Raw genomic sequence first — 22,118 nt, forward strand, 5'->3', positions numbered from 1 at the left:
TGCATAACCATTAGGAATCCATCTTTTGGATCTGAATAACCTCAATGCGTTTATAGCAGTTGCTGAGAGTGGAAGTTTTTCCGAGGCAGGCGAACGGCTGCATTTGACACAACCTGCCGTCAGCAAACGAATTGCCAGCCTTGAACAGCAACTGGAAACACGTCTCTTCGATCGTATTGGGCGGGAAATCAGCCTGACCGAATCAGGTCGAGCACTTTTACCTAGGGCTTATCAGGTAAAAGACGCCTTGGCTGACACCCGAAGAGCACTGGCCAATCTCAATGGCGAGATTGCCGGCAAACTGATTTTAGCCACTAGTCATCACATCGGATTACATCGGCTACCGCCGATACTCAGGAACTTTACACGCCTATACCCAAAAGTTTCTCTGGATATTCGCTTTCTTGACTCAGAAGCGGCATATGAGGAAGTGCTACAGGGGCGTGTGGAGCTTGGCATTATCACCTTGGCGCCAGAAGCATCACCGCTTATCCAGGCCTCACCTGTCTGGGATGACCCCCTCGATTTTGTCGCAGCGCCTGAGCACCCCCTGGCCATGTCAGAGCAAATCAGCCTGGCTGACGTTGCTGCGCACCCTGCCGTTTTCCCAGGCGGAAATACCTTTACCCATCACATCGTGCGGGGCTTGTTCGAGGCACAGCAGCTCACACCCAATATTGCAATGAGCACAAACTATCTGGAGACCATCAAAATGATGGTCTCTATCGGCATTGCCTGGAGTGTCCTGCCGCGAACAATGCTTGATGACCAAGTCGTGAGACTTCCCTTGCCGGGAATACACCTCAAACGTCGCCTGGGCTATATCGTTCACACAGAACGAACGCATTCCAATGCAGCCAAGGCCTTTATGAAGCTATTGAACGATTTGCATGTATGAATAAAAAAGGGGCCGCACATGGCGCCCCCTTTTCTATTGTTTGATGGCCGCTGTACTTAGGCACTCTGACCTTCCAGCGCAGGCTTTTCATCGGCACTCAACTGACCGTTGATGGCGATGCGTTTGGGCTTGGCCTCTTCCGGTACTTCACGTACCAGATCGATGTTGAGCAGGCCATTCTTCAAGCTCGCACCCTTCACCTCAATGTGATCAGCCAGGCGGAAGGACAGCTTGAAGGCACGCTGGGCGATGCCCTGGTGCAAGTAGGTCACGCTGTCGGCGCTCTTCTCACGGCGGCCGCTCTTCACGGTCAACACGCCCCGCTCCACTTCGAGCTCAAGGTCGTCTTCGGCAAGGCCGGCAGCCGCGATCACGATGCGATAGCGATCGTCGCCGTGCTTTTCCACGTTATAGGGTGGGTAGGAGCTACCCGACTCGTTGCGCAGCGCGGATTCGAACAGGTCATTGAAGCGGTCAAATCCAACGGAATGGCGGAACAAGGGAGCAAGAGAGAATGCAGTGTTCATATAGGGAATCTCCTGAGTCATCAGCAAGTTTCAACGCAAGGCCCGACTTCGGCGCCCTGCAGGATTCGATATAGGAACCCGCTCGCTTTTTTCAAGTAGCACACCCGATGAACGGTAACTGAACTGGACTATGCAACCGAAGGAATTGAGGGCTGCAAGCCAAGCAGCGTATCGATCCGCTCGCATTCTGTCTCACGGCGTATTTCGCCAAACAACGTCAGCGCCTCCTCATAATTACGAGAAAGCATACCCAACCACTGCTTGAAACGTCCCGGCGCATAGCGTGGCGCCATCTTCTGGCGCGCTTTGAGCCAGAAAATCTGTAGCAGCGCGAACAGCTCTTCCCACTGCATAGGCTCAACATGCTCACCCTTGACGCTGGCCGCTATCTGTCGCGCCAGGTCAGGCCGGGAAACCAATCCACGCCCCAACATAACTTCCGCGATACCGCACACCTCACGGCACCGCCAGTAATCCTCCAGCGTCCAGATCTCGCCGTTAGCCAGTACAGGAACGTCGACGACTTCCGCAACCCTGGCAATCCACTCCCAGTGAGCTGGCGGTTTATAGCCATCTTTTTTGGTGCGGGCATGCACAACCAACTGTTGCGCCCCGCCAGAAACCAACGCTTGAGCGCACTCCAGCGCGCCTTCAGGGCTGTCATAGCCCAACCGCATCTTGGCTGTCACCGGGATAGACGAAGGCACGGCACGACAAACATGCGAGACAATCGAGTGCAACAGCTCTGGCTCGTTAAGGAGGATGGCACCGCCCTTGGAGTTGTTAACAGTCTTGGCAGGACAACCAAAATTCAGATCAATGACCGGAGCACCCAGCGTACAGGCGTACGCCGCATTCTCTGCCAGGCAGACAGGGTCCGATCCTAGGAACTGAACTCGCATGGGTACTCCCGCTCGCGTCATCGAGCCGCTTGCCAACTCCGGAGCGTATTTTTCATACGTTGCTAGAGGCAATAGCCGGTTGGTAATGCGAATAAACTCCGTGACACACCAGTCGATGCCACCTACCTGCGTTAGCAGATCACGCAGAATCTCATCAACCAGCCCCTCCATGGGCGCCAAAGCGATTTGCATATAGACCTCTGGAACACTTAAAGCGAATCAGGCAGCGCCTGACCGTAACCCTGAATGAAAGCCTCAGGCATACGCCGCGGCTTACCTGAAGAGAGCTCTATACATACGAAAGTCGTGACTGCACGCAGCAAGGTCATACCATCGGACGGGCGCATCAGTTGAAAACGACGTGTCATACGTAGCCGCCTGTCCCAATCAGTCAACCATGTTCCCAGCAGCAACTGATCACCGTCGAAAGCACTTGCGAGATAGTCGATCTCGTGCCGAACTACCGCCATGGCGCGGTCCAACCGGTGAAACTCGTTAACACCAAATCCTAAGCTACTTGAATGCTGCCAGGCACACTGTTCTAGCCAGGCGACGTAAACAGCATTATTGGCATGCCCAAGCGCATCGATGTCAGTCATTGATACCTGCAACGATATGACGAACGGATTTTCAAGTTCCCAGTTCATATAGCCTCGCCGGAACATGTCTGCGTAAGTTTTTCAGGGCACAAAAACAAAGGGCTTGCATTTCTGCAAGCCCTTTGGGGTATGGCGCGCTCGAGAGGATTCGAACCTCTGACCGCTCGGTTCGTAGCCGAGTACTCTATCCAGCTGAGCTACGAGCGCGCAACTTGGTGCTTTTATATCCAGACCACCACTGGTAAAACCGGGTGTTTTTTAAACACCCTTCAAAATGGCGCGCTCGAGAGGATTCGAACCTCTGACCGCTCGGTTCGTAGCCGAGTACTCTATCCAGCTGAGCTACGAGCGCGCTGAGGGTGCACATTATAGGCTCATATCTTTTTGAGTCAAGCGAATTTCTTAATAGAATCAGAGGGATAGAACTCTGAATCGCTTTTCCCGAAGCCTGTAACGTAAATGGCGGTGAGGGAGGGATTCGAACCCTCGACACCCTTTTGAGGTGTACTCCCTTAGCAGGGGAGCGCCTTCGGCCTCTCGGCCACCTCACCGCGACGGGGCGTAATATACGCGATTTTTTCCCGTATGCAAGCAAAAAGTTAAATAAAAATCAGATGTTAGGTTCTTGGTCCTTTTCCTTTTGAATTCGCTGGTAGATTTCCTCACGGTGAACCGCCACTTCTTTAGGAGCATTCACCCCAATGCGCACCTGATTTCCCTTAACTCCCAAGACCGTTACGGTCACTTCATCACCTACCATAAGGGTTTCTCCAACCCGTCGAGTTAGAATAAGCATTCCTTTTCTCCTTTCGTTCAGGACCACAGTCTGCAAAAAATCAGGATCAATTCCGGGAACCCGCGATCCTTACTGATCTATTGACCAATACCGCCAGAAAGAAAGTTCCGGCGGCATGATCAAATCGATGGAAGGCATCCAAAAACGCCCTCCAGAGAGATTGGCTATTCGCTTACCCGAGCAGGCGCATCGAGTTCGAAAGCCGTGTGAAGGGCACGCACAGCCAATTCCAGGTATTTCTCTTCGATAACGACCGACACCTTGATCTCAGACGTCGAAATCATTTGTATATTGATACTTTCTTTAGCCAGCGCTTCGAACATTTGACTCGCTACCCCGGCATGAGAACGCATACCCACCCCAACGATTGATACCTTGGCGATCTTGGTATCACCGGTTGCCTCACGTGCGCCGATGGTCGCTGCCGTCTGCTTTAGGATTTCAAGCGCATTCTGGTAGTCGTTACGGTGTACCGTAAACGTGAAGTCCGTGGTGTTATCGTGCGAAACATTCTGCACGATCATGTCGACCTCAATATTGGCCGCACTGATGGGACCCAGGATCTTGAATGCAACGCCCGGGGTGTCTGGAACACCGCGGATGGTCAGCTTGGCTTCGTCACGATTAAAGGCGATGCCGGAGATGATCGGCTGTTCCATGGATTCCTCGTCATCAAGAGTAATTAGGGTGCCTGGACCCTCTTTAAAACTATGAAGTACGCGCAGAGGCACGTTGTATTTGCCTGCAAACTCAACCGAGCGAATCTGCAGAACCTTCGAGCCGAGACTAGCCATTTCCAGCATCTCCTCGAAGGTGATCTTTTCAAGACGACGTGCATGAGGCACTACGCGCGGATCAGTAGTATACACACCGTCCACATCGGTATAGATCTGGCATTCATCTGCTTTGAGCGCAGCTGCAAGCGCGACACCCGTGGTGTCAGAGCCGCCCCGGCCCAAGGTAGTGATATTGCCCTGCTCATCCACGCCTTGGAAACCTGCCACAACCACGACTCGCCCTGCCTTGAGTTCGGCACGGATACGATGTTCGTCAATGCTGACGATACGCGCCTTGGTAAAAGCGCTATCGGTCAGGATCCGGACTTGTCCACCGGTGAAGGACACGGCCGGAACACCCCGCTTGGTCAATGCCATGGCAAGCATGGCGATGGTCACCTGCTCACCTGTTGACACCATTACATCCAACTCGCGCGGGTTTGGCTGCGGCATGATTTGCTTAGCCAGGTCGATCAGACGATTGGTCTCGCCACTCATGGCAGAAACCACTACTACGATATCGTCACCGGCTTCGCGAAACTTCTTGACCTTTTCGGCCACCTGTTCGATGCGCTCGACAGTACCCACCGAGGTGCCGCCGAACTTCTGTACGATCAATGCCATTTGATTGCTGCCTAACGCGAGGGCGCTCATTTAACAATTCAGGTATACACCTGCCAAGGGCTCACAGAGCGCGATGCGAGCCCCATCGCTTATTCAATCACAATCCCGCTTCGGCAAAGCTGCGGGCCAACTCAAGTGCGCCTTCCAGCGCAGCCGGATCGGTACCGCCACCCTGAGCCATATCAGGGCGACCACCACCCTTCCCGCCTACATGCGCAGCAGCCTGCCTCATCAGATCGCCCGCTTTCAGTCGACCGGTCAGATCCTGGGTCACGCCCGCGACCAGCACGACCTTACCGTCTTGCTCGCCACCCAGCAGAATCACGGCAGAGCCCAGCTTGTTCTTGAGCTGATCGACCATGGCCATCAGCGCCTTGCTATCCAGCCCATCAAGGCGAGCAGCCAGCACCTTAACGCCCTTGACCTCGACGGCAGATCCCGCCAGGTCATTACCAGCTGCGCTGGCGGCCTTGGCCTTGAGCTGCTCAAGTTCCTTTTCTAGTTGACGGTTACGTTCAAGCACACCGGAGAGCTTATCGAGAACATTTTCACGACTGCCTTTGAGCAGGCCTGCCGCTTCCTTGAGCTGCTCTTCCGCCTTGTTCAGGTACGCCAGCGCACCAGCACCAGTTACCGCCTCGATACGGCGTACACCTGATGCCACACCGCCTTCACTGATGATCTTGAACACACCAATATCACCGGTGCGGGCAACGTGAGTGCCGCCACAGAGTTCAATGGAGAAGCCGTCACCCATAGTCAGTACGCGCACGGTATCGCCATACTTCTCACCGAACAGCGCCATGGCACCTTTGCGCTTGGCGCTTTCGATGTCCATTAGCTCGATTTGAACCGTCGTGTTCCGGCGAACCTCGGTATTGACGATTTCCTCCAGCTCCTTGAGCTGTTCAGGTTTGATGGCTTCGAAGTGACTAAAGTCGAACCGCAGACGCTGACTATCAACCAGGGAGCCCTTTTGCTGGACGTGATCGCCCAGCACCTGACGCAGTGCGGCATGCAGGAGGTGCGTCGCCGAGTGGTTAAGTGCCGTAGCCTGGCGCACAGAGGCGTCGACTTGTGTTTCCAGCGTCTCGCCTACCTTGAGCGTACCAGCGGCAACCAGGCCATGATGCAGGAACGCACCGCCTGCCTTGGTAGTGTCACGCACATCGAAACGCTGGCCGTCAGCGAACAGATAACCGCTGTCACCCACCTGACCGCCCGACTCGGCATAGAAAGGTGTCTGATCAAGCACCACGACACCTTCGTCACCTTCAACCAGTTGAGGCACCGGGCTGCCCGCCTTGAACAGCGCAACGATCTTGCCATTACCGGCGTGACTGTCATAACCCGTGAAGAGCGTCTCGCCCTCGACTTTGACCAGACTGTTATAGTCCACACCAAACGAGCTGGCCGAGCGGGCCCGCTCACGCTGAGCTTCCATTTCACGTTCAAACCCTTCCTCATCCAGGGTCAGGTTGCGCTCACGTGCGATGTCGTTTGTTAAATCAACGGGGAAGCCGTAGGTGTCATACAGCTTGAACACCACATCACCCGGGATCACATCGCCTTCAAGGCCAGCCAGATCCTGCTCCAGAATCTTGAGGCCCTGCTCCAAGGTTTTGGCAAATTGCTCTTCCTCGGTACGTAGAACGCGCTCGATATGTGCCTGCTGATCCTTTAGCTCAGGGAATGCCTGGCCCATTTCAGCCACCAGGGCCGCCACGATCTTGTGAAAGAACGTACCCTTGGCGCCGAGCTTATTACCGTGACGGCAGGCACGACGGACGATACGACGTAGTACATAGCCGCGACCTTCGTTGGAAGGCAGTACACCATCGGCAATCAGGAAGCCGCAGGAGCGAATGTGGTCGGCTACAACCTTGAGCGAAGGCGCGTCATCATTGGCGCAGCCGATTGCCTGTGCAGAAGCCGCCAAAAGATTCTTGAACAGATCAATTTCGTAGTTGGAGTGAACGTGCTGCAGAACGGCACTGATACGCTCAAGCCCCATCCCCGTATCCACACTGGGCGCCGGTAACGGGTGAAGAACCCCGTCAGCCGTACGGTTGAACTGCATGAATACGTTGTTCCAGATCTCGATATAACGATCACCGTCTTCTTCTGGCGAGCCGGGTGGACCGCCCCAGATGCCTTCACCATGGTCGAAGAAGATTTCTGTGCAAGGGCCGCAGGGACCTGTATCGCCCATTGCCCAGAAATTATCCGAGGCGTAGGGAGCGCCCTTGTTATCACCGATACGAACCATGCGCTCGGCAGGCACGCCAACGTCCTTGGTCCAAATGTCGTAGGCTTCATCATCGGTGGCATAGACGGTAACCCAGAGCTTTTCCTGCGGCAGACCCAGCCACTTGGGTGAGGTCAGGAATTCCCACGCATAACTGATGGCGTCACGCTTGAAATAGTCGCCAAAGCTGAAGTTACCCAGCATCTCGAAAAAGGTGTGGTGACGTGCTGTATAGCCGACGTTTTCCAGGTCGTTATGTTTACCGCCGGCACGTACGCATTTCTGACTGCTGGTCGCACGGGTATAGGTGCGCTTTTCAAGGCCGAGGAAACAATCCTTGAACTGGTTCATGCCTGCATTGGTGAACAGCAGGGTTGGGTCGTTCGCGGGGATCAGCGAACTTGAGGCCACTCGAGTGTGCCCCTTCTCTTCAAAGAAGCGGAGGAAGGCTTCACGGATTTCTGCGCTTTTCATAAATTCTTCCAGACAGATACAGGGCTACAGCGCGCCAGCAAAGTCTTGCAGTATATCGGGACGGAGCGCCGGCTGTCGTCAATTTGCGATATAGGCGTTGCCTATTTGATTCAAGTGGATTCAGGCCTTGCGATAGGCGGCGAATGCCTCCAGCACGGTTTCAATGTTTGCGCTGGATACATCCAGATGCGTCACCAACCTTAACCGTGCGGCCGGGCTGACTACAATGCCTCTTTCTCGCAGAAAAGAAGCGAGTTTGGGAGCCTTGTCGCCCGCGGCAAGGTAAACCATATTGGTCTGCACCGGCTCGACAGTGTAGCCCAGCTTTTCAAGTCCTTCAGCGAGGCGTGCTGCGTTGGCATGGTCTTCTGCCAGTCGGGTCACGTTGTGCTGAAGCGCGTAAAGTCCTGCTGCCGCCAGGACGCCCGCCTGGCGCATGCCGCCGCCAACGACCTTACGCCAGCGAATGGCCTTATCGATCAATCCCTGGCTGCCACACAGAACCGATCCTACTGGCGCGCCAAGACCTTTTGAGAGGCACACCGATACAGAGTCGAAGTGACGTGTAATGTCTTTTGGTGGAACGCCCAGCTTGACGACCGCATTGTAGAGACGGGCGCCATCCAGATGGAGTGCCAATTCATGCTCGTGGGTAAAGCGGCGTGCATCCGCAAGATAGCTCAGGGGAAGCACCTTGCCATGCATGGTGTTTTCCAGCGCCAGAAGGCGGGTACGTGCAAAATGAAAATCCCTGGGCTTGATGTAGGACGCTACGCGATCCAGATCCAGGCTTCCGTCAGCCTCCATCTCGACTGGCTGTGGCTGGATCGAGCCCAGAACAGCGGCCCCACCGCCTTCATATTTGTAGGTATGCGCCAGCTGCCCTACTAGGTATTCATCACCTCGCTCGCAGTGCCCCATCAGCCCCAGCAGGTTGCTCATGGTCCCACTCGGCACAAACAAACCAGCCTCGAAACCCAGCTCATCTGCCAGATAATGCTGCAACTTGAGAACGGTAGGGTCCTCACCGTAGACGTCGTCCCCCACCTCAGCCTTCGCCATGATGTCGCGCATCGCTGGCGTAGGCTGGGTGACGGTATCACTTCTCAAATCGATGAGGCTCATGCAAACAGCTCCGGAAAGAGAAAATCCCGATGCTAATGCAAAGCCGCCTCGAAAATCACGAATTGTCTAAAGCTTTGGTTGGAACGATCAAAATCCCTGCGCGCAGACCGGGCCTTACGTTGGGATTTGGAAAGATGATCCTGGCGTCCGTTTCAGTGACTATCCACTTTTGAGAACCATCCTCTGCAAGCAGATAGCCTTCGGGCAGTGGACTGAAATTCGCGACATCGTCAGCCAGATGCAGGCGAAACGCTTCACTCTGCTTGATGATTTCTCGCGAGACGTGAAACACCTTGAGCCGCTCCAGTGTTTGCGGCAACTCGGGCTCGCACTGCTCAATGATAGCCTTGAGTCGGGACTCGAGCTGACTGACATCGACTCCGGCATTCTGACCGAATGGACGAGCCTTTCCCAACTCAAGCGTAAAGGCTTCAGCCTGATGGGCCGCGTAGCTGTAGGCGCTGAAGGTGATACCAGGCTTGCTCTGCAATAGCACAGCGTCAATACCGGCGGCTTCGAGCCTGGCCATCTCAGCCTGCGAGTGCTCTCGCCCCTCGCTCCAGGGATACAGCGCAAACCGCTCAATGGCCGAACCACGGATCGCCGTATGCAGATCGTAATGCAGTCGAGCCCTGTCCGGCTCGCTGAAAAAGTGTGCGACCAAGCGCTCCAGCTGATCGGCCCGCTGAGCTTCGAATCCTGACGTCAGCACATGCTTACCGTTGAACAGGCGATTCATATCCTGTTCGACAAAGCGAACATTGCGCCGCATGGCTTCGGGATTGCCCAGAAGAAAGAGAATGCGAACACGAGGCTTTATCTCACCTCTCGCAATGCGTTTGAGCAGCCGATCCAGCATTTCAATAGGTGCTGTCTCGTTGCCGTGGATACCGGCTGAAAGCAGGAGGTCGATCCCTGCATCCGTTCCGTTGGCCGGCTTGACGAGCAAGGCACCCTCACTCAACCATTGCAAGCGAATACCGCTGGAGGTGACCTGGATTTTTTCGGCTGGCTCTCGGCCAGCCAGTGTGAGTTCAAGCAGTTTGCCCAGAGAAAGACCGTACTGTTCCGTCATGATGATCCTGGCTGGCAAGTAGTGTTAGTCAGTGATCATGCCCACAACCACAATCTGGACCATGCTCATGGTCCTCTTCGACCGGCTCCAGACTGAGCGCCAGTCCAAACTGGTTCACTGCCTGCGGGCGTAACCCCAGTACCGGGGTCTCAGCCTCATCTTCAAAGGACTCGGCATAGATCGTAAGCCCACCCTGTCCGTCTGGCTCCAGCCAGAGGTCACGGCCATTGATTTGAACAGCAACGCGGGCAGCTCGCGCTTCGCGGCGCTCGCCTTGGGTGTCTTCGAGAATAAGGGACAAGCTTTCGATCATGTCTGTACTCAATCGATCTGGAATGGATAAACCGAACCCAGCTTCAAGATTTGTGTAAGCTCATCCAGGGCTGTTCGGCACTCAAGTAGTAGCTGCGGATCAGCCAGATCAGATACGTTAAGGCGATCCCGGTAGTGAGTATCTACCCAGGTTACCAGTCGTGTATAGAGCTCGGACGTCATCAGCATACCAGGATTGACGGCTTCAAGCTCTGTCTGCTTCAGCGCTACACGTAGCCGTAGACAGGCTGGCCCCCCACCGTTCTGCATGCTCTGTTTGAGGTCGAATACCTTGACTTCGCGGATAGGCCCATCACTTTTGACGAGCTGATCCAGATATGTCCACACCTGAGCATTCTGGCGGCACTCTTCAGGCACGATCAGTAATGTCTGGCCATCCGGCTTGAGCAGCAATTGGCTATTGAACAGGTAAGACCGTACCGCGTCATTGACGCTTACCTGACTACGGGGTACGCATACGGCGCGCAGCGTTCCGCCACGTCGAGCCAGCTTGTCGGTCAACTCCTTGAGCACGCGATCGCTTTCGAGGAAAGCATCCTCGTGATAGAACAATACTTCAGCATTGCCCACCGCGATCACGTCATTGTGGAAGACCCCCTGGTCGATGACTTCAGGATTCTGCTGAGCATAGACCACACCCTCTTCCGTCAGTCCATGCAGCCGCGCTATGGCCTGGGAGGCTTCCAGGGTTTGACGCGCCGGATAACGCTGCGGCGCCGGGTAGCGGTTGTCGAAAGCACTCCGACCAAACACGAAGAACTCTACGCCAGCCTCGTCATAGTCGCGGCAGAAACGTGTGTGGTTGGCAGCCCCTTCATCACCAAACTGGTTTACGGCAGGCAAGGCCGGATGATGCGCAAAATGCGTTTCATCACGAAACATGGCCGCCAGTACACGACTGGTCGTAGGATGCTCGATGCTACGATGAAACTTACTGTTCAGGTTGGCTGCCGTGAAGTGCACCCGTCCATCCGCCGTATCTGCGCTAGGACTGATGGTAGCGGCATTGGCCGTCCACATTGAAGAAGCAGAGCTGACCGAGGCAAGCAGCGGCAAGGCTTCCCTGGCGGCGCGTTCTATGACCTGAGCATCTGTCCCGGTGAAGCCCAGCTGGCGCAACGCAGCAACGTGGGGACGCTCCTGAGGCGCGAATACGCCCTGTTTGAAGCCGAGCTCCATCAACGCTTTCATTTTGGCCAGCCCCTGGCGAGCGGCTTCGCGAGGATTCGAAGTGAGCTGCCCATTGCTTTGAGAGGCTACGTTTCCATAGGAAAGCCCACCATAGTTATGGGTCGGGCCGACCAATCCGTCAAAATTGACTTCATAAGCGTTCATAGATGGACTCCAGGCAACAGTGTTGCCGGTAAATCAAGCGTGTCGGCTTCCAGCGAGGCGACCGGATAAGCGCAGTAGTCCGCCGCATAATAAGCGCTGGGACGATGATTGCCGGAAGCGCCTATACCGCCAAAGGGAGCACTGCTGGCAGCGCCTGTCAAAGGCCTGTTCCAATTGACAATGCCCGCGCGCGACTCGATCAGGAATTGTTCGTACCTCGCGCTGGATGACGAGAGCAAGCCTGCCGCCAGGCCAAAGCGGGTAGTGTTAGCCTCGCGTACAGCTTCGTCGAAGCTCTCATAGCGAATGACTTGCAGCAACGGCCCGAAGAACTCCTCGTCAGGGCGATCGGCAACGCTGGTCACATCCAGAATGCCAGGCGTGAGCAAAGCGCTCTCAGCATGAGGCTGAGTCATGGTCAGCAGTGGCACTGCACCCTTGGCCAGGAAACGCTCTTGCGCTTCAAGTAGCTGGCGGGCAGCGTCCAGAGAGATCACAGCCCCCAGGAAAGGAGCCGGCTCCTCATCAAACCGCCCTACCTGCAACCTGGCCGCTGCCTGTACCAGACGCTCCAGGATGATATCGCCCTGCTCCGTATTCGGTACTAACAGACGGCGTGCACAGGTGCAGCGTTGCCCGGCTGAAATGAAGGCAGACTGTACAATCGTGTAGACCGCTGCATCGATCTGATCGACCGTGTCGACCACCAGCGGATTATTCCCTCCCATTTCAAGCGCCAGGATCTTGTGGGGGGCACCGGCAAACTGTTGATGGAGCAAGGCGCCCGTCCGGCTTGACCCCGTAAAGAACAGCCCATCGAGGTCAGGCTGCGCAGCCAAGGCGACACCAGTAGCGCGAGCCCCTTGCACCAGGTTGAGTACACCTTCCGGTAACCCCGCCTCGATCCAGCACTTGACCGTCAGCTCAGCGACAGCAGGCGTCATCTCACTGGGCTTGAAAACAACAGTATTTCCTGCCAGCAAAGCCGGCACGATATGCCCGTTGGGTAAGTGGCCTGGGAAGTTATAAGGACCAAATACCGCAACAACACCATGGGGCTTGTGTCGTAGCCGCGTTCTAGCCTCGCCCAAGACGCCCGCCTTTTCACCCGTGCGCTCATGGTAGGCCTGAACCGAGATGGCCACCTTGTTTATCATACTGGTGACTTCTGTCGCAGCTTCCCAAAGAGGCTTGCCGGTTTCCACACCAATGGTATTGGCCAGTTCCTGGCTACGCGTCCTGAGTGTTGCTGCAAAGGCTTCGAGCACCTTGATACGCTCGTCCAGCGGCTTGCGAGCCCATGCAGGAAAAGCGGCGCGAGCAGCGGCTATAGCGTCCGATACCTGCTTGTCAGAGGCTTCGTTTCCACGCCAGATCACGGTTTGCCCGACAGGGTTGAGCGAAGTGAATTCGGCGCCTTCGCCAGCCAGCCATTGACCGCCAATGTAATGCGTACTCATGTCGTTTTCTCCTAGGGCGCTACTGACACTGCGCGGACCTGAGCGCCAGCAGACAGCTGCAGCCTTCTCGCCGTAACAGGGTCAACCACCAGTGTTCCAGAGGCTACCCGTGCAGGTGCAGCGGTAATCCGGCAGCCTTCTCGCTTACGGTTGTGAATTACATAGGGCTGGGCATCTTCGCCCGGCGTGCCGATGGACAAAACGAGTATCTGGCTATCCCGAATGGCACGAACCTTGTCGGTTTCGCATTCAATTGCCGGGCCCGCGTCGAAGATGTCCACATATCCTTGGTAGGCAAACCCTTCTGCATTGAGCATGCGAAGTGCAGGCTCGGTATCAGGATGGACGCGACCAATGACAGCCCGTGCTTGCTCTGAAAGGAAACACGTGTAAAGCGGAAACTTGGGCATGAGTTCGGCAATGAATGACTTATTGCCCACACCGGTCAGGTAATCCGCTTGAGAAAACTCCATCTTGAAGAAGTTACGCCCCAGGTTTTCCCAGAAAGGCGAAAGTCCTCGGCTGTCCGACACCCCACGCATTTCTGCGATCAGCTTATCTGAGAACAACGAGCGGAACTCGGCAATGAACAGAAAGCGCGCCTTGGACAACAGACGGCCGTTCAATCCGTTACGATGGCCTGCGTGCAGAAATAACGAGCAGAGCTCCGAATTACCGGTCAGGTCATTGGCCATGAACAGCGTGGGAATCTGCTGGTGGATATTGAGTTCGCGAGAGGCACTGACTGTCAGCCCCACCCGGTAGTTGTACCAGGGCTCACGTAGACCTACGGCGCCGGCAATACCGGAAATACCGATAACGGTGCCATCGTCCTGCTCGAGTACGAAGAGATAATCCGCATCGGCACGCTCGACGTCGCCGCGGAAGGTTTTTTCAGCCCATTCCACCCGATGAGCCAGACGCTCTTCACTGGCAGGCAAAGTGGTAAGCCCGGCGCCTGTAGTGCGCGCAAGCTCGATTAGCGCGGGCAGATCCGCGCGGGTGACAGGACGAATGATCATATTCCCTCCGATGACCCAGGCCGGCGCTTCGCCGCGCCTGCGTCTGACGTGCCCTGGGCACGCACTACTCTCATGACGACAGCACGTATCATGGTTAAACAGCGACGAGCCGTACGGTATCGCCAGCCTTGACGTTGAGCGCGGCGGCGGCGGCACTCGACAGAACTGCCGGCGCTCCTGGCTCCCAATCGAGCTCGTGAACAATGGCACGGAAGTCCTGTAGCAGATCATTGCTGATCAGATAGGCACGGTTGCCGTCGACCGCATCCTGCACCTCCACCGCGACCACATGACTCCCTGCCATCGAACGGATGTTGTTGGTACGCGCATGCAACGTCGGACCGCCATCGAAAATATCGACGTAATTGTCAGTTTCGAAGCCTTCGCGGGTCAGGATATCGAAAGTGATCTGCGCACGTGGATGAACCTGGCCAATGGCCTCTTGGGCGGCATCTGTCAACAACGGCACATAGATCGGATAGATCGGCATCAGCTCGGCCAAAAAAGTGCGACTCTTGGCACCGCAGATGCGCTCCGCTTCGGCATAGCTCACATCAAAGAAGTGACGGCCTACTGAGTCCCAGAACGGCGAATCGCCCTGCTCGTCACTCATGCCTACGATTTCGACCACGACAGACTCGGCAAATCGCTCGGGATGGCCAGCCATGAACATCAATCGACCCCGAGAATTGAGCTCGGCTATAGGGGTATCCAGAAAATCACGATCGATGTAGAAGCTGCTCAGCACACTGTTGCCCGTCAGGTCGTGGCAGAGTGAAAGCACATGCGTCTTATTGTGAATCTTGAGCTCACGCGAGGCATGGATAAAGGTCTCGTTGCGAAAGCTGTAAAACGGTTCGGAAAAGCCAGCCGTGGCAATGATGGCTGAACAGCCAACCAGACGCCCCGTGTCTGAATCCTCCAGAACGAAGAAATAACTTTCCTCGCCATTGAAGCTTACTTCGGCGGCAAAAGAGGCTTCTGAAACCCGGATCTTTTCCTTGAGCCGCTCGATGTCATCCGGCAAAGAGGTGACACCTACCGGACTGTCCGCGGCCAGATGCTGCACATGGGGCAAATCAGCTGCCCGAGCAGGTCGCATCACCAGCATGAAGTCACTCCTTCTAATTTTTCTAATTGAAATCGCTCTTGAATACCGTGGCGCCTCCCTGCGCCACGTTCAGGCTCAAGCCTGGGTAATGCGGGCCACAGCGCGCTCTAGTCGCGCCAGGCCTTCATCAATGTCAGCCTCGCTGATGACCAGACTGGGAGCAAAGCGGATGACATCCGGACCGGCCTGAAGCACCATCAGCGACTCCTCGTTGGCTGCCGTCAGCACTTCCTTCGCCCGACCTTTCCAGGGCTCGCTCAGCGGAGCGCCAATCAGCAGGCCCATCCCGCGAACACCGGAAAAGATGCCGTACTTGCTGCCCATGGCCTCAAGCGCGGTACGGAAACGGTTATGGCGAGTCTTCACACCCTCTAAAACCTCAGGCGTGTTGACTACGTCCAGCAGGGCGGAACCGATAGCACAGCCGAGAGGGTTACCACCGTAGGTGCTGCCGTGAGTGCCTACCGAAAGATGTGCCGCCAGCTTGTCAGTTGTCAGCATTGCCGCCAACGGGAAACCGCCACCAATGCTCTTGGCTGTAGTCAGTACATCAGGTGTGATGCCGTAGTGCATGTAGGCATAAAGGTGGCCGGTACGGCCTACCCCACTCTGCACCTCATCGAATACAAGCAGTGCGCCATATTGGTCGCACAGGTCACGTGCGCCTTGCAGATACGCCTGGTCACACGGCAGTACTCCACCCTCGCCCTGGATGGGCTCGAGCACGACCGCACAGGTCTTTTCGGAGATGGCCGCCTTGAGTGCGTCCAGATCGTTATAAGGCACATGGGTGATACCTTCGATCTTTGGACCAAATCCTTCCGAATACTTGGGCTGCCCGCCCACGCTTACCGTGAACAGTGTGCGGCCATGAAAGCTGTTGGTTGCAGCAATGATTTCATAACGGCTTCCGCCACTGACGTCATGCCCATAACGACGGGCCAGCTTGAACGCAGCCTCGTTGGCTTCTGCGCCGGAGTTGGCAAAAAACACCCGGTCGGCAAAGGTAGCGTCAACCAGCTTGCGAGCCATGCGTAATGCAGGCTCGTTGGTGTAAATGTTGGATACATGCCAGAGCTTGTTAGCCTGCTCCATTAAGGCCTGCATCAGGGCGGGATGACCGTGCCCCAGTGCGTTAACCGCAATGCCGCCAGAGAAGTCGATCAGCTCACGCCCGGCCTGGTCCCAGATGCGTGAACCTTCGCCTCGGACGGGAATGAATGCGGCGGGCGCATAGTTGGGCACCATGATCTGGTCGAAGTCGGTGCGTTGCACCGAGAACTGCGGAGCAGACATCGAAAATTCTCCTGCCTGTTGTGAGCTAGCGATGGAAGGATTGTAGGGAGTAGATCACGCCGGGCATTGCCGCTATGCGACAACTATTTACAGCGCACAACCAGCCAGCGGAGCGGCTTACAGATATGCGACAGAAAACATCGGCAATACGCAGTCTAGGGTGTACGGAGAGATGCGGGAAGCATCAGTAGATGCTCATCTTTAATGCACAGCTAGGCAACAATGAGTGAAACGCTGAAATAGTGGCCGCAGAAACGCTTTCTGCGGCCACTGGATCTTACTGGGCAGAATTAGGTGCTACACGGCTGGTGCCGTTTACCGTCACGATGCGTACGCGCTCGCCTACCCGGAATACCTCTCCCTTGCTGACTTCCTGTACATAGGCACGTGTACTGCCGTCGTCTTCACGTACCGTCACCTCTACACCGTTGGCGCGAGTAAAACCTTCTTCAGTGGCGGCACCAAGCAGGCCACCCGCTACGGCGCCCACGATAGCGGCGACATAGCTACCCCGACCGCCACCTACGCCACTGCCGGCGATACCACCTACCGCCGCACCGGCACCTGCGCCGATGGGGGTCTTGGTTCCTTCAATCTTAACGGGGCGCAAGGCTGTGATGGTCCCCATGCGTACGGTCTGAACCTGACGAGCCTCATCGCGTGAGTACACGTCACCGGTCTGGCTGGATACGCACCCGGCCAGCAGCGCGGAGGCGGTCAGTGCAGTAATAATTTGAGTGGTCTTGTTCATCATTCAACTCCAGTTCCTACAGGGCTGTTCTCGGCGGAACCCTATGGTGGACCCTCCGCCTTACAGGAATGTTCAGCTTTTATCATCCTCTCATATGGCCTCAAGGCAAACGGTTGAATCTTTTGATCCAGACAGCTTTCGTTCATCCGCTTCGCTTGCTTTACCTGAAATAGGACGACTCATCCTGTTCAACCCTCGCGTGATTGCCGGGCCAGACGCCAGACACGAGCAAGGTCGGTTGCGCGCGCGCGCAGCTCCTGTGCGGCGGTCCGACAGGCCTGCTCCAGCGTGACAGGGCCAGGCACCAGACTGAATGCCGCCTCAATTCCTGCCTCATATACCTGCTGGTAGTGCGCACCCAAGCTACCCACCAATGCAATGACAGGCACATCAGCCTCACGGGCGACCCTGGCAACTCCTATGGGCGTCTTGCCATGCAGGCTTTGGTAATCCAGTTGCCCCTCTCCGGTAATGACCAGATCCGCGTCCCGGAGCGCCTCTGCCAGCCCGGAAACTTCTGCAACCAGCTCGACACCCGATCGAAAATGCGCCTGAAGAAAGGCCCTAGCAGCAAAACCCAGCCCCCCTGCCGCTCCCACTCCTGGAAAGCAACTGTGATCTTCCCCAAGTACTTGAGCTGCAACCTGAGCGTAATGCCCAAGTGCTGCATCCAGCACAGCGACATCCTCAGGCGTTGCGCCCTTCTGAGGGCCAAAGACATGGGAGGCACCATGAGAGCCACACAAGGGGTTATCGACATCGGCAGCCACATCGATCTGAACGGTAGCAAGACGCTTATCCAGGCCGTTCAGCTCAATACGGGCAAGTTCGGCTAACGCAGCGCCCCCTGGCGGCAAAGGTTGACCATGTTTATCCAGGAACTTGACTCCCAAGGCGTTCAGCAACCCCGCACCGCCATCATTCGTAGCGCTGCCACCCAACCCCAGGATAATTCGTCGAGCTCCAGCATCCAGCGCAGCGCGGATCAACTCACCGGTACCGTAGCTACTGGCCCGTCTGGCATCCCGCTGCGCTTTTGGCACCCAGTGCAAGCCGCTGGCAGCCGCCATCTCGATCACGGCTGTCCCCTCGCCCAGCCATCCCCAGTGAGCCAATACCGGCTGCCCCAGCGGCCCCTGCACGGTCAGCTCACGACGCTCTCCTCCGGTTGCAGCCAGCAAGGCCTCGACCGTGCCCTCTCCTCCGTCGGCCATGGGTTTGAGTTCGATAGTGGCGGAGGGAAAAACCGCTCTCCAACCCTCTGCAATAGCCTGGGCAACCTCGGGTGCGCTCAGGCTTTCCTTGAACGAATCAGGTGCGATCACGAGTTTCATCAATGTTCTCCCGGCTGACGGTTCGCCTGTCGATGGGTATGGCTGCTCGTTACAGCAGGAAAAGACTTAAAAGCCATACTGTGGTCATCCCGGTAAGCCCTTGAACCAAGGTAGCGAGTGTCTGGGCACGGTATGCCGTGGCTACGCTCATACGGCTGAATTGAGTCACAACCCAGAAAAAGCTGTCGTTGGCATGTGAAACCGTCATCGCTCCAGCGCCGATCGCCATTACGGTCAATACACGCCCCATCTCACTGTCGAGCCCCAGCTGCCCCAGCAGCGGTGCTACCAAGGCAGACGTTGTCACCAGCGCAACCGTAGTCGAACCCTGGGCTGTTTTCAGGGCGGCGGACACTACGAATGGCATAAACAGCCCAATCCCCAAGGCGGAAAGCGTGCTACCAAGGTAATCGCCCAGTGGAGTGACTTTGAGCACGGCACCAAACGCCCCACCAGCGCCGGTAATAAGCAAGATGGGAGCCGCTGACAAGATGCCTTCGGCCACATGATTCTGAAACTCCTGGCGCTTGTCATTGCTCTTGAGCAGCGAACAGGCCAGCACTAGGCCTACCAGCAGCGCCGGGACGGGTTGCCCAATAAAACCCAACAGCGTCAACACCGCCCCTTCTCCGAAAGGCTTGCTGGGAAAGGCAGCTATTGACCCCAGGCAAATCAATCCAATGGGAGCAAAAATCGGGGCAAAGGCCTGCCAGGCACTGGGAAGCACACCATAACTTTCCCGTAATGCTGTGAAATCTTCCTGGGAAGGCATCGGCGTACCATCATCAACCAGCGGGATGTCCTTACCCAGGAAGCGGTTGGCCCACCACAGCCCCGCCATGGCCGTTACGAATGACACGATAAGGCCAACACCGATAACCAGTCCGAGACTTGCATCGAGCCCTAGATTACCCGCAGCCGCAATCGGCCCCGGTGTAGGTGGCACAAAGGTATGCGTAGCATAGAGGCCAGTCGCCAGGGCTACACTCATGGAGATCAGGGAGACCTTCATACGAGCAGCCAGCGCATTTTTCAGCGAATTGAGGATCACATAACCGGAATCGCAGAATACGGGTATCGAAACCAAGTAACCGATGATGGACAACGTCAGGGTGGGAAAACGCTCGCCGAGTACACGAATCACGGTTTCCGCCATGGTTATGGCCGCGCCGCTACGCTCCAGAATTACACCAATGATCGTGCCCAGCACAATGACAATACCGATGTATCCCAGGATGCTGCCAAAACCTGTTGTAAGGGTCTTAGTGATATCGCCGACGGGCACCTGATAGGCGAAACCGGCGAGAAAAGCCGCCAGGAGCAAGGCCAGAAATGGATGAAGCTTGAAGCGTGTGGTGGTCACGACGATGAATGCTATCAACGCCACCAGAATAAGGACGAGGCTCATGACAGGCTCCGGTTGTTATTGTGATCGGATAACTGTGGATGAGCTTATTGTGCTATCAGTTCAATGAGTTCCGCTTGGTACACAAGCACAAGATAAGCACCTGACTTCACCGTATATATTGTGCATCTGCACAATCAGGCGCATTCCAGCAGACTGATTCCCAGCGACAGGTAAAGCCACTGCCCCAGCATATCGTGGCTGAGTCCAGTCAGCTCACAGATACGCTCGAGACGATAGCGCAACGTATTCCGATGGATATTCAAGGACGCGGCACAAGCAGATGCCTGCCCATGGTGCTCGCACCACGCCTGCAAGGTTTCTCGTAACACGCCATTTTCATCCTGCGCAAACAGCCGCTTCAAGGGATCGAGCCACCCCTGTAAAAGCCAGCTCTGCCGCTGGCTGTAAAGCAGTGCCGTCAGCCGGTGCTCATCCAGCTTGAGTAGCCGCACATCAGGCAGGCACGCACGGGCATAGGCTTGCAGCAAGCGCAGTGATTGGCAGGCCTCTCGCAAGTCAACCAGACTTTCCAGCGGACCCGATGCTGTAACGCGTAATACGTTCAGCCCCTTGGCCTTTGCCTGATCAAGCCAGAGTTGTTCTTCATGAGGCCGCCCGAGCGGACGACACCAGAACCATTCCTGCATACCGACGGGGGCGCAAAAACTCTCCAGATTGGCAGACAACATGGCGCTCAACGCCTTGGCCGAACGGGAGTCTGAGGCTTCATTCAGCTCGATAAGGCATACCTGACGTGGCCAGCTCAGGGGTACCTGCTGTCGCTCAGCCTCAACAGAAAGCGTGTTCAGGCTTACCGAAGGGTCCAGCAATTGGCCGATCCAGCTGTCCAGTCGATGCCGCTGCCAATGACGCTCCAGATGCGATTGTCGCTGCTCCACCAACATTTCGGCCGCCATGCGGACCAGCTCGGCATATGGCCTGACAACCTCGGGCGTACCCGTGATACCGAGGACCCCGATCAACCGCTCGGCATAAAGCAGTGGCATGTTGACCCCCGGCTTCACACCTCGCAGGCAAGAGGCGGCCTGATCGTCGATCTCGACGACTCGACTGTTGGCCAACACCAGCTGAGCGCCTTCGTGACGGGTATGCAATCGCAAGGGATCACCGCTGCCGATAATCATGCCCTGCGCATCCATCACATTGACGTTGTAGGGAAGGATTGCCATGGAGCGATCCACAATGTGTTGCGCAAGGGTTGAATCAAGTTCAATCACGGCAATCCCTTCCTTTACCTGAGCACGATTTAAGGAGCCAAACGCTGGCGCTTCCAGCCCTCTCCTTCACGGCGGTAATCGAGTCGATCATGCAAACGGCTAGAGCGGCCCTGCCAGAACTCGACCCGCTCGGGAATCAGCCGATAGCCTCCCCAATGTGGCGGGCGCGGTGGCTCCTCATGGGCAAAGCGTGCCTGCACTTCAGCCACTTTCGCCTCAAGCTCTTCCCGACCGCCCAGCACCTGGCTCTGCGGCGAAGCCCAGGCGCCCAACCGACTACCCAACGGACGGACACGGTAGTATGCGTCGGACTCTTCAGGGCTTACGCGCTCGACCACACCCTCGATTCGCACCTGACGCTCAAGTGTGGGCCAGAAAAAGGTCATGGCGGCCCTGGGCTGCCCAGCGAGCTGCTGCCCCTTGGCACTTTCGTAATTGGTGTAAAACACGAACCCCTTGGCGTCTACACCCTTGAGTAGAAGTACACGACAATGGGGTTGCTGCTCGGCATCAACCGTTGCCAGTACCATGGCATTGGCTTCTACAGGGGGCTGCTCGGTTTTAACAGCATCCTCAAACCATTGGCCAAATAAGGCAAATGGCTCGGCGGGCGCCTGCGCTTCGGTCAATCCGTCGCGGGTGTAATCACGACGCATGTCAGCCAGCGTCTGGGTCATGGCAAGCTCCTGATTGGGAATGGAACTTACAGCTTACCCAGTCATGCGCCAGGTTGCTTGACTCATGCCAGGTATATGGCGAATTGGCATCCGAAACCAAACGGTTCCG

The 22,118-nt window shown here is 56.3% G+C and carries 20 protein-coding genes and 3 tRNA genes; 1 reads left to right on the forward strand and 22 read right to left on the reverse strand.

All coding sequences use genetic code 11. The features are described 5' to 3' along the window. Nucleotides 1–25: 25 nt before the first annotated feature. Nucleotides 26–898, forward strand: coding sequence for a LysR family transcriptional regulator (locus JQR90_RS12405; protein ID WP_010794949.1), 873 nt, complete (start codon nucleotides 26–28; stop codon nucleotides 896–898). A gap of 56 nt (nucleotides 899–954) precedes the next feature. Here JQR90_RS12405 and JQR90_RS12410 read toward each other — a convergent pair whose 3' ends face one another. The 22 genes from JQR90_RS12410 to pdxH form a co-directional block, all read right to left on the reverse strand. Beyond that, entirely contained in the window at nucleotides 955–1,425 is a 471-nt protein-coding gene (locus tag JQR90_RS12410) for an Hsp20 family protein (protein ID WP_010794950.1), read from the reverse strand. A gap of 128 nt (nucleotides 1,426–1,553) precedes the next feature. After that, nucleotides 1,554–2,519: a tRNA dihydrouridine synthase gene (locus JQR90_RS12415; RefSeq protein WP_434140032.1), complete on the reverse strand. Its 966-nt coding sequence runs from the start codon at nucleotides 2,517–2,519 to the stop codon at nucleotides 1,554–1,556. 17 nt (nucleotides 2,520–2,536) lie between these two features. Continuing rightward, on the reverse strand, nucleotides 2,537–2,974 hold the full coding sequence (locus JQR90_RS12420; RefSeq protein ID WP_434140033.1) for an acyl-CoA thioesterase: 438 nt from the start codon (nucleotides 2,972–2,974) through the stop codon (nucleotides 2,537–2,539). A gap of 82 nt (nucleotides 2,975–3,056) precedes the next feature. After that, nucleotides 3,057–3,133 (reverse strand) — tRNA-Arg (locus tag JQR90_RS12425). Nucleotides 3,134–3,201: 68 nt separating this feature from the next. After that, nucleotides 3,202–3,278: transfer RNA gene (locus JQR90_RS12430), tRNA-Arg, on the reverse strand. Between the two features lie 108 nt (nucleotides 3,279–3,386). After that, nucleotides 3,387–3,477, reverse strand: a tRNA-Ser gene (locus tag JQR90_RS12435). 59 nt (nucleotides 3,478–3,536) lie between these two features. Next, on the reverse strand, nucleotides 3,537–3,722 hold the full coding sequence (gene csrA / locus JQR90_RS12440; RefSeq protein WP_010794953.1) for a carbon storage regulator CsrA: 186 nt from the start codon (nucleotides 3,720–3,722) through the stop codon (nucleotides 3,537–3,539). A 164-nt stretch (nucleotides 3,723–3,886) separates the two neighbouring features. Further along, nucleotides 3,887–5,122 (reverse strand): aspartate kinase, encoded by a 1,236-nt coding sequence (locus JQR90_RS12445; RefSeq protein WP_010794954.1) that lies wholly within the window; start codon nucleotides 5,120–5,122, stop codon nucleotides 3,887–3,889. 97 nt (nucleotides 5,123–5,219) lie between these two features. Then, nucleotides 5,220–7,844, reverse strand: coding sequence for an alanine--tRNA ligase (gene alaS, locus JQR90_RS12450; RefSeq protein WP_010794955.1), 2,625 nt, complete (start codon nucleotides 7,842–7,844; stop codon nucleotides 5,220–5,222). 120 nt (nucleotides 7,845–7,964) lie between these two features. Further along, the gene (gene ltaE, locus JQR90_RS12455) at nucleotides 7,965–8,969 is read right to left on the reverse strand and encodes a low-specificity L-threonine aldolase (protein ID WP_010794956.1); all 1,005 of its coding nucleotides are present in this window, start codon (nucleotides 8,967–8,969) and stop codon (nucleotides 7,965–7,967) included. Between the two features lie 55 nt (nucleotides 8,970–9,024). Then, nucleotides 9,025–10,044, reverse strand: a complete 1,020-nt coding sequence (gene astE / locus JQR90_RS12460; protein ID WP_010794957.1) for a succinylglutamate desuccinylase — start codon at nucleotides 10,042–10,044, stop codon at nucleotides 9,025–9,027. A 28-nt stretch (nucleotides 10,045–10,072) separates the two neighbouring features. Continuing rightward, complete coding sequence (locus JQR90_RS12465) at nucleotides 10,073–10,357, reverse strand: hypothetical protein (RefSeq protein ID WP_010794958.1); 285 nt, start codon at nucleotides 10,355–10,357, stop codon at nucleotides 10,073–10,075. A gap of 8 nt (nucleotides 10,358–10,365) precedes the next feature. Beyond that, the gene (astB, locus tag JQR90_RS12470; RefSeq protein WP_010794959.1) at nucleotides 10,366–11,712 is read right to left on the reverse strand and encodes an N-succinylarginine dihydrolase; all 1,347 of its coding nucleotides are present in this window, start codon (nucleotides 11,710–11,712) and stop codon (nucleotides 10,366–10,368) included. Further along, a complete protein-coding gene (gene astD, locus JQR90_RS12475) occupies nucleotides 11,709–13,172 on the reverse strand; it encodes a succinylglutamate-semialdehyde dehydrogenase (protein WP_073449331.1) in 1,464 nt (487 codons plus the stop codon). Before astD ends, astB begins: the two co-directional genes overlap by 4 nt. Before the next feature lie 11 nt (nucleotides 13,173–13,183). Beyond that, nucleotides 13,184–14,194: an arginine N-succinyltransferase gene (gene astA, locus JQR90_RS12480; RefSeq protein WP_010794961.1), complete on the reverse strand. Its 1,011-nt coding sequence runs from the start codon at nucleotides 14,192–14,194 to the stop codon at nucleotides 13,184–13,186. Nucleotides 14,195–14,288: 94 nt separating this feature from the next. Then, nucleotides 14,289–15,305, reverse strand: a complete 1,017-nt coding sequence (gene aruF / locus JQR90_RS12485; RefSeq protein ID WP_010794962.1) for an arginine/ornithine succinyltransferase subunit alpha — start codon at nucleotides 15,303–15,305, stop codon at nucleotides 14,289–14,291. A 75-nt stretch (nucleotides 15,306–15,380) separates the two neighbouring features. Beyond that, on the reverse strand, nucleotides 15,381–16,601 hold the full coding sequence (locus JQR90_RS12490; protein ID WP_010794963.1) for an aspartate aminotransferase family protein: 1,221 nt from the start codon (nucleotides 16,599–16,601) through the stop codon (nucleotides 15,381–15,383). A gap of 277 nt (nucleotides 16,602–16,878) precedes the next feature. Beyond that, nucleotides 16,879–17,352, reverse strand: a complete 474-nt coding sequence (locus tag JQR90_RS12495; RefSeq protein WP_010794964.1) for a glycine zipper 2TM domain-containing protein — start codon at nucleotides 17,350–17,352, stop codon at nucleotides 16,879–16,881. Between the two features lie 188 nt (nucleotides 17,353–17,540). After that, nucleotides 17,541–18,686 carry a glycerate kinase gene (locus JQR90_RS12500; protein ID WP_010794965.1) on the reverse strand — a complete coding sequence of 382 codons (1,146 nt, stop codon included), beginning with the start codon at nucleotides 18,684–18,686 and terminating at the stop codon, nucleotides 17,541–17,543. Between the two features lie 49 nt (nucleotides 18,687–18,735). Beyond that, nucleotides 18,736–20,094 carry a GntP family permease gene (locus JQR90_RS12505; protein ID WP_010794966.1) on the reverse strand — a complete coding sequence of 453 codons (1,359 nt, stop codon included), beginning with the start codon at nucleotides 20,092–20,094 and terminating at the stop codon, nucleotides 18,736–18,738. Nucleotides 20,095–20,228: 134 nt separating this feature from the next. Then, nucleotides 20,229–21,332: a sugar diacid recognition domain-containing protein gene (locus JQR90_RS12510; RefSeq protein ID WP_010794967.1), complete on the reverse strand. Its 1,104-nt coding sequence runs from the start codon at nucleotides 21,330–21,332 to the stop codon at nucleotides 20,229–20,231. 29 nt (nucleotides 21,333–21,361) lie between these two features. Continuing rightward, the gene (gene pdxH, locus JQR90_RS12515) at nucleotides 21,362–22,009 is read right to left on the reverse strand and encodes a pyridoxamine 5'-phosphate oxidase (RefSeq protein ID WP_010794968.1); all 648 of its coding nucleotides are present in this window, start codon (nucleotides 22,007–22,009) and stop codon (nucleotides 21,362–21,364) included. Nucleotides 22,010–22,118: the final 109 nt, after the last annotated feature.

The sequence above is a fragment of the Pseudomonas sp. JZ114 genome (assembly GCF_051027705.1).
GTDB classification, from domain to species: domain Bacteria; phylum Pseudomonadota; class Gammaproteobacteria; order Pseudomonadales; family Pseudomonadaceae; genus Chryseomonas; species Chryseomonas luteola.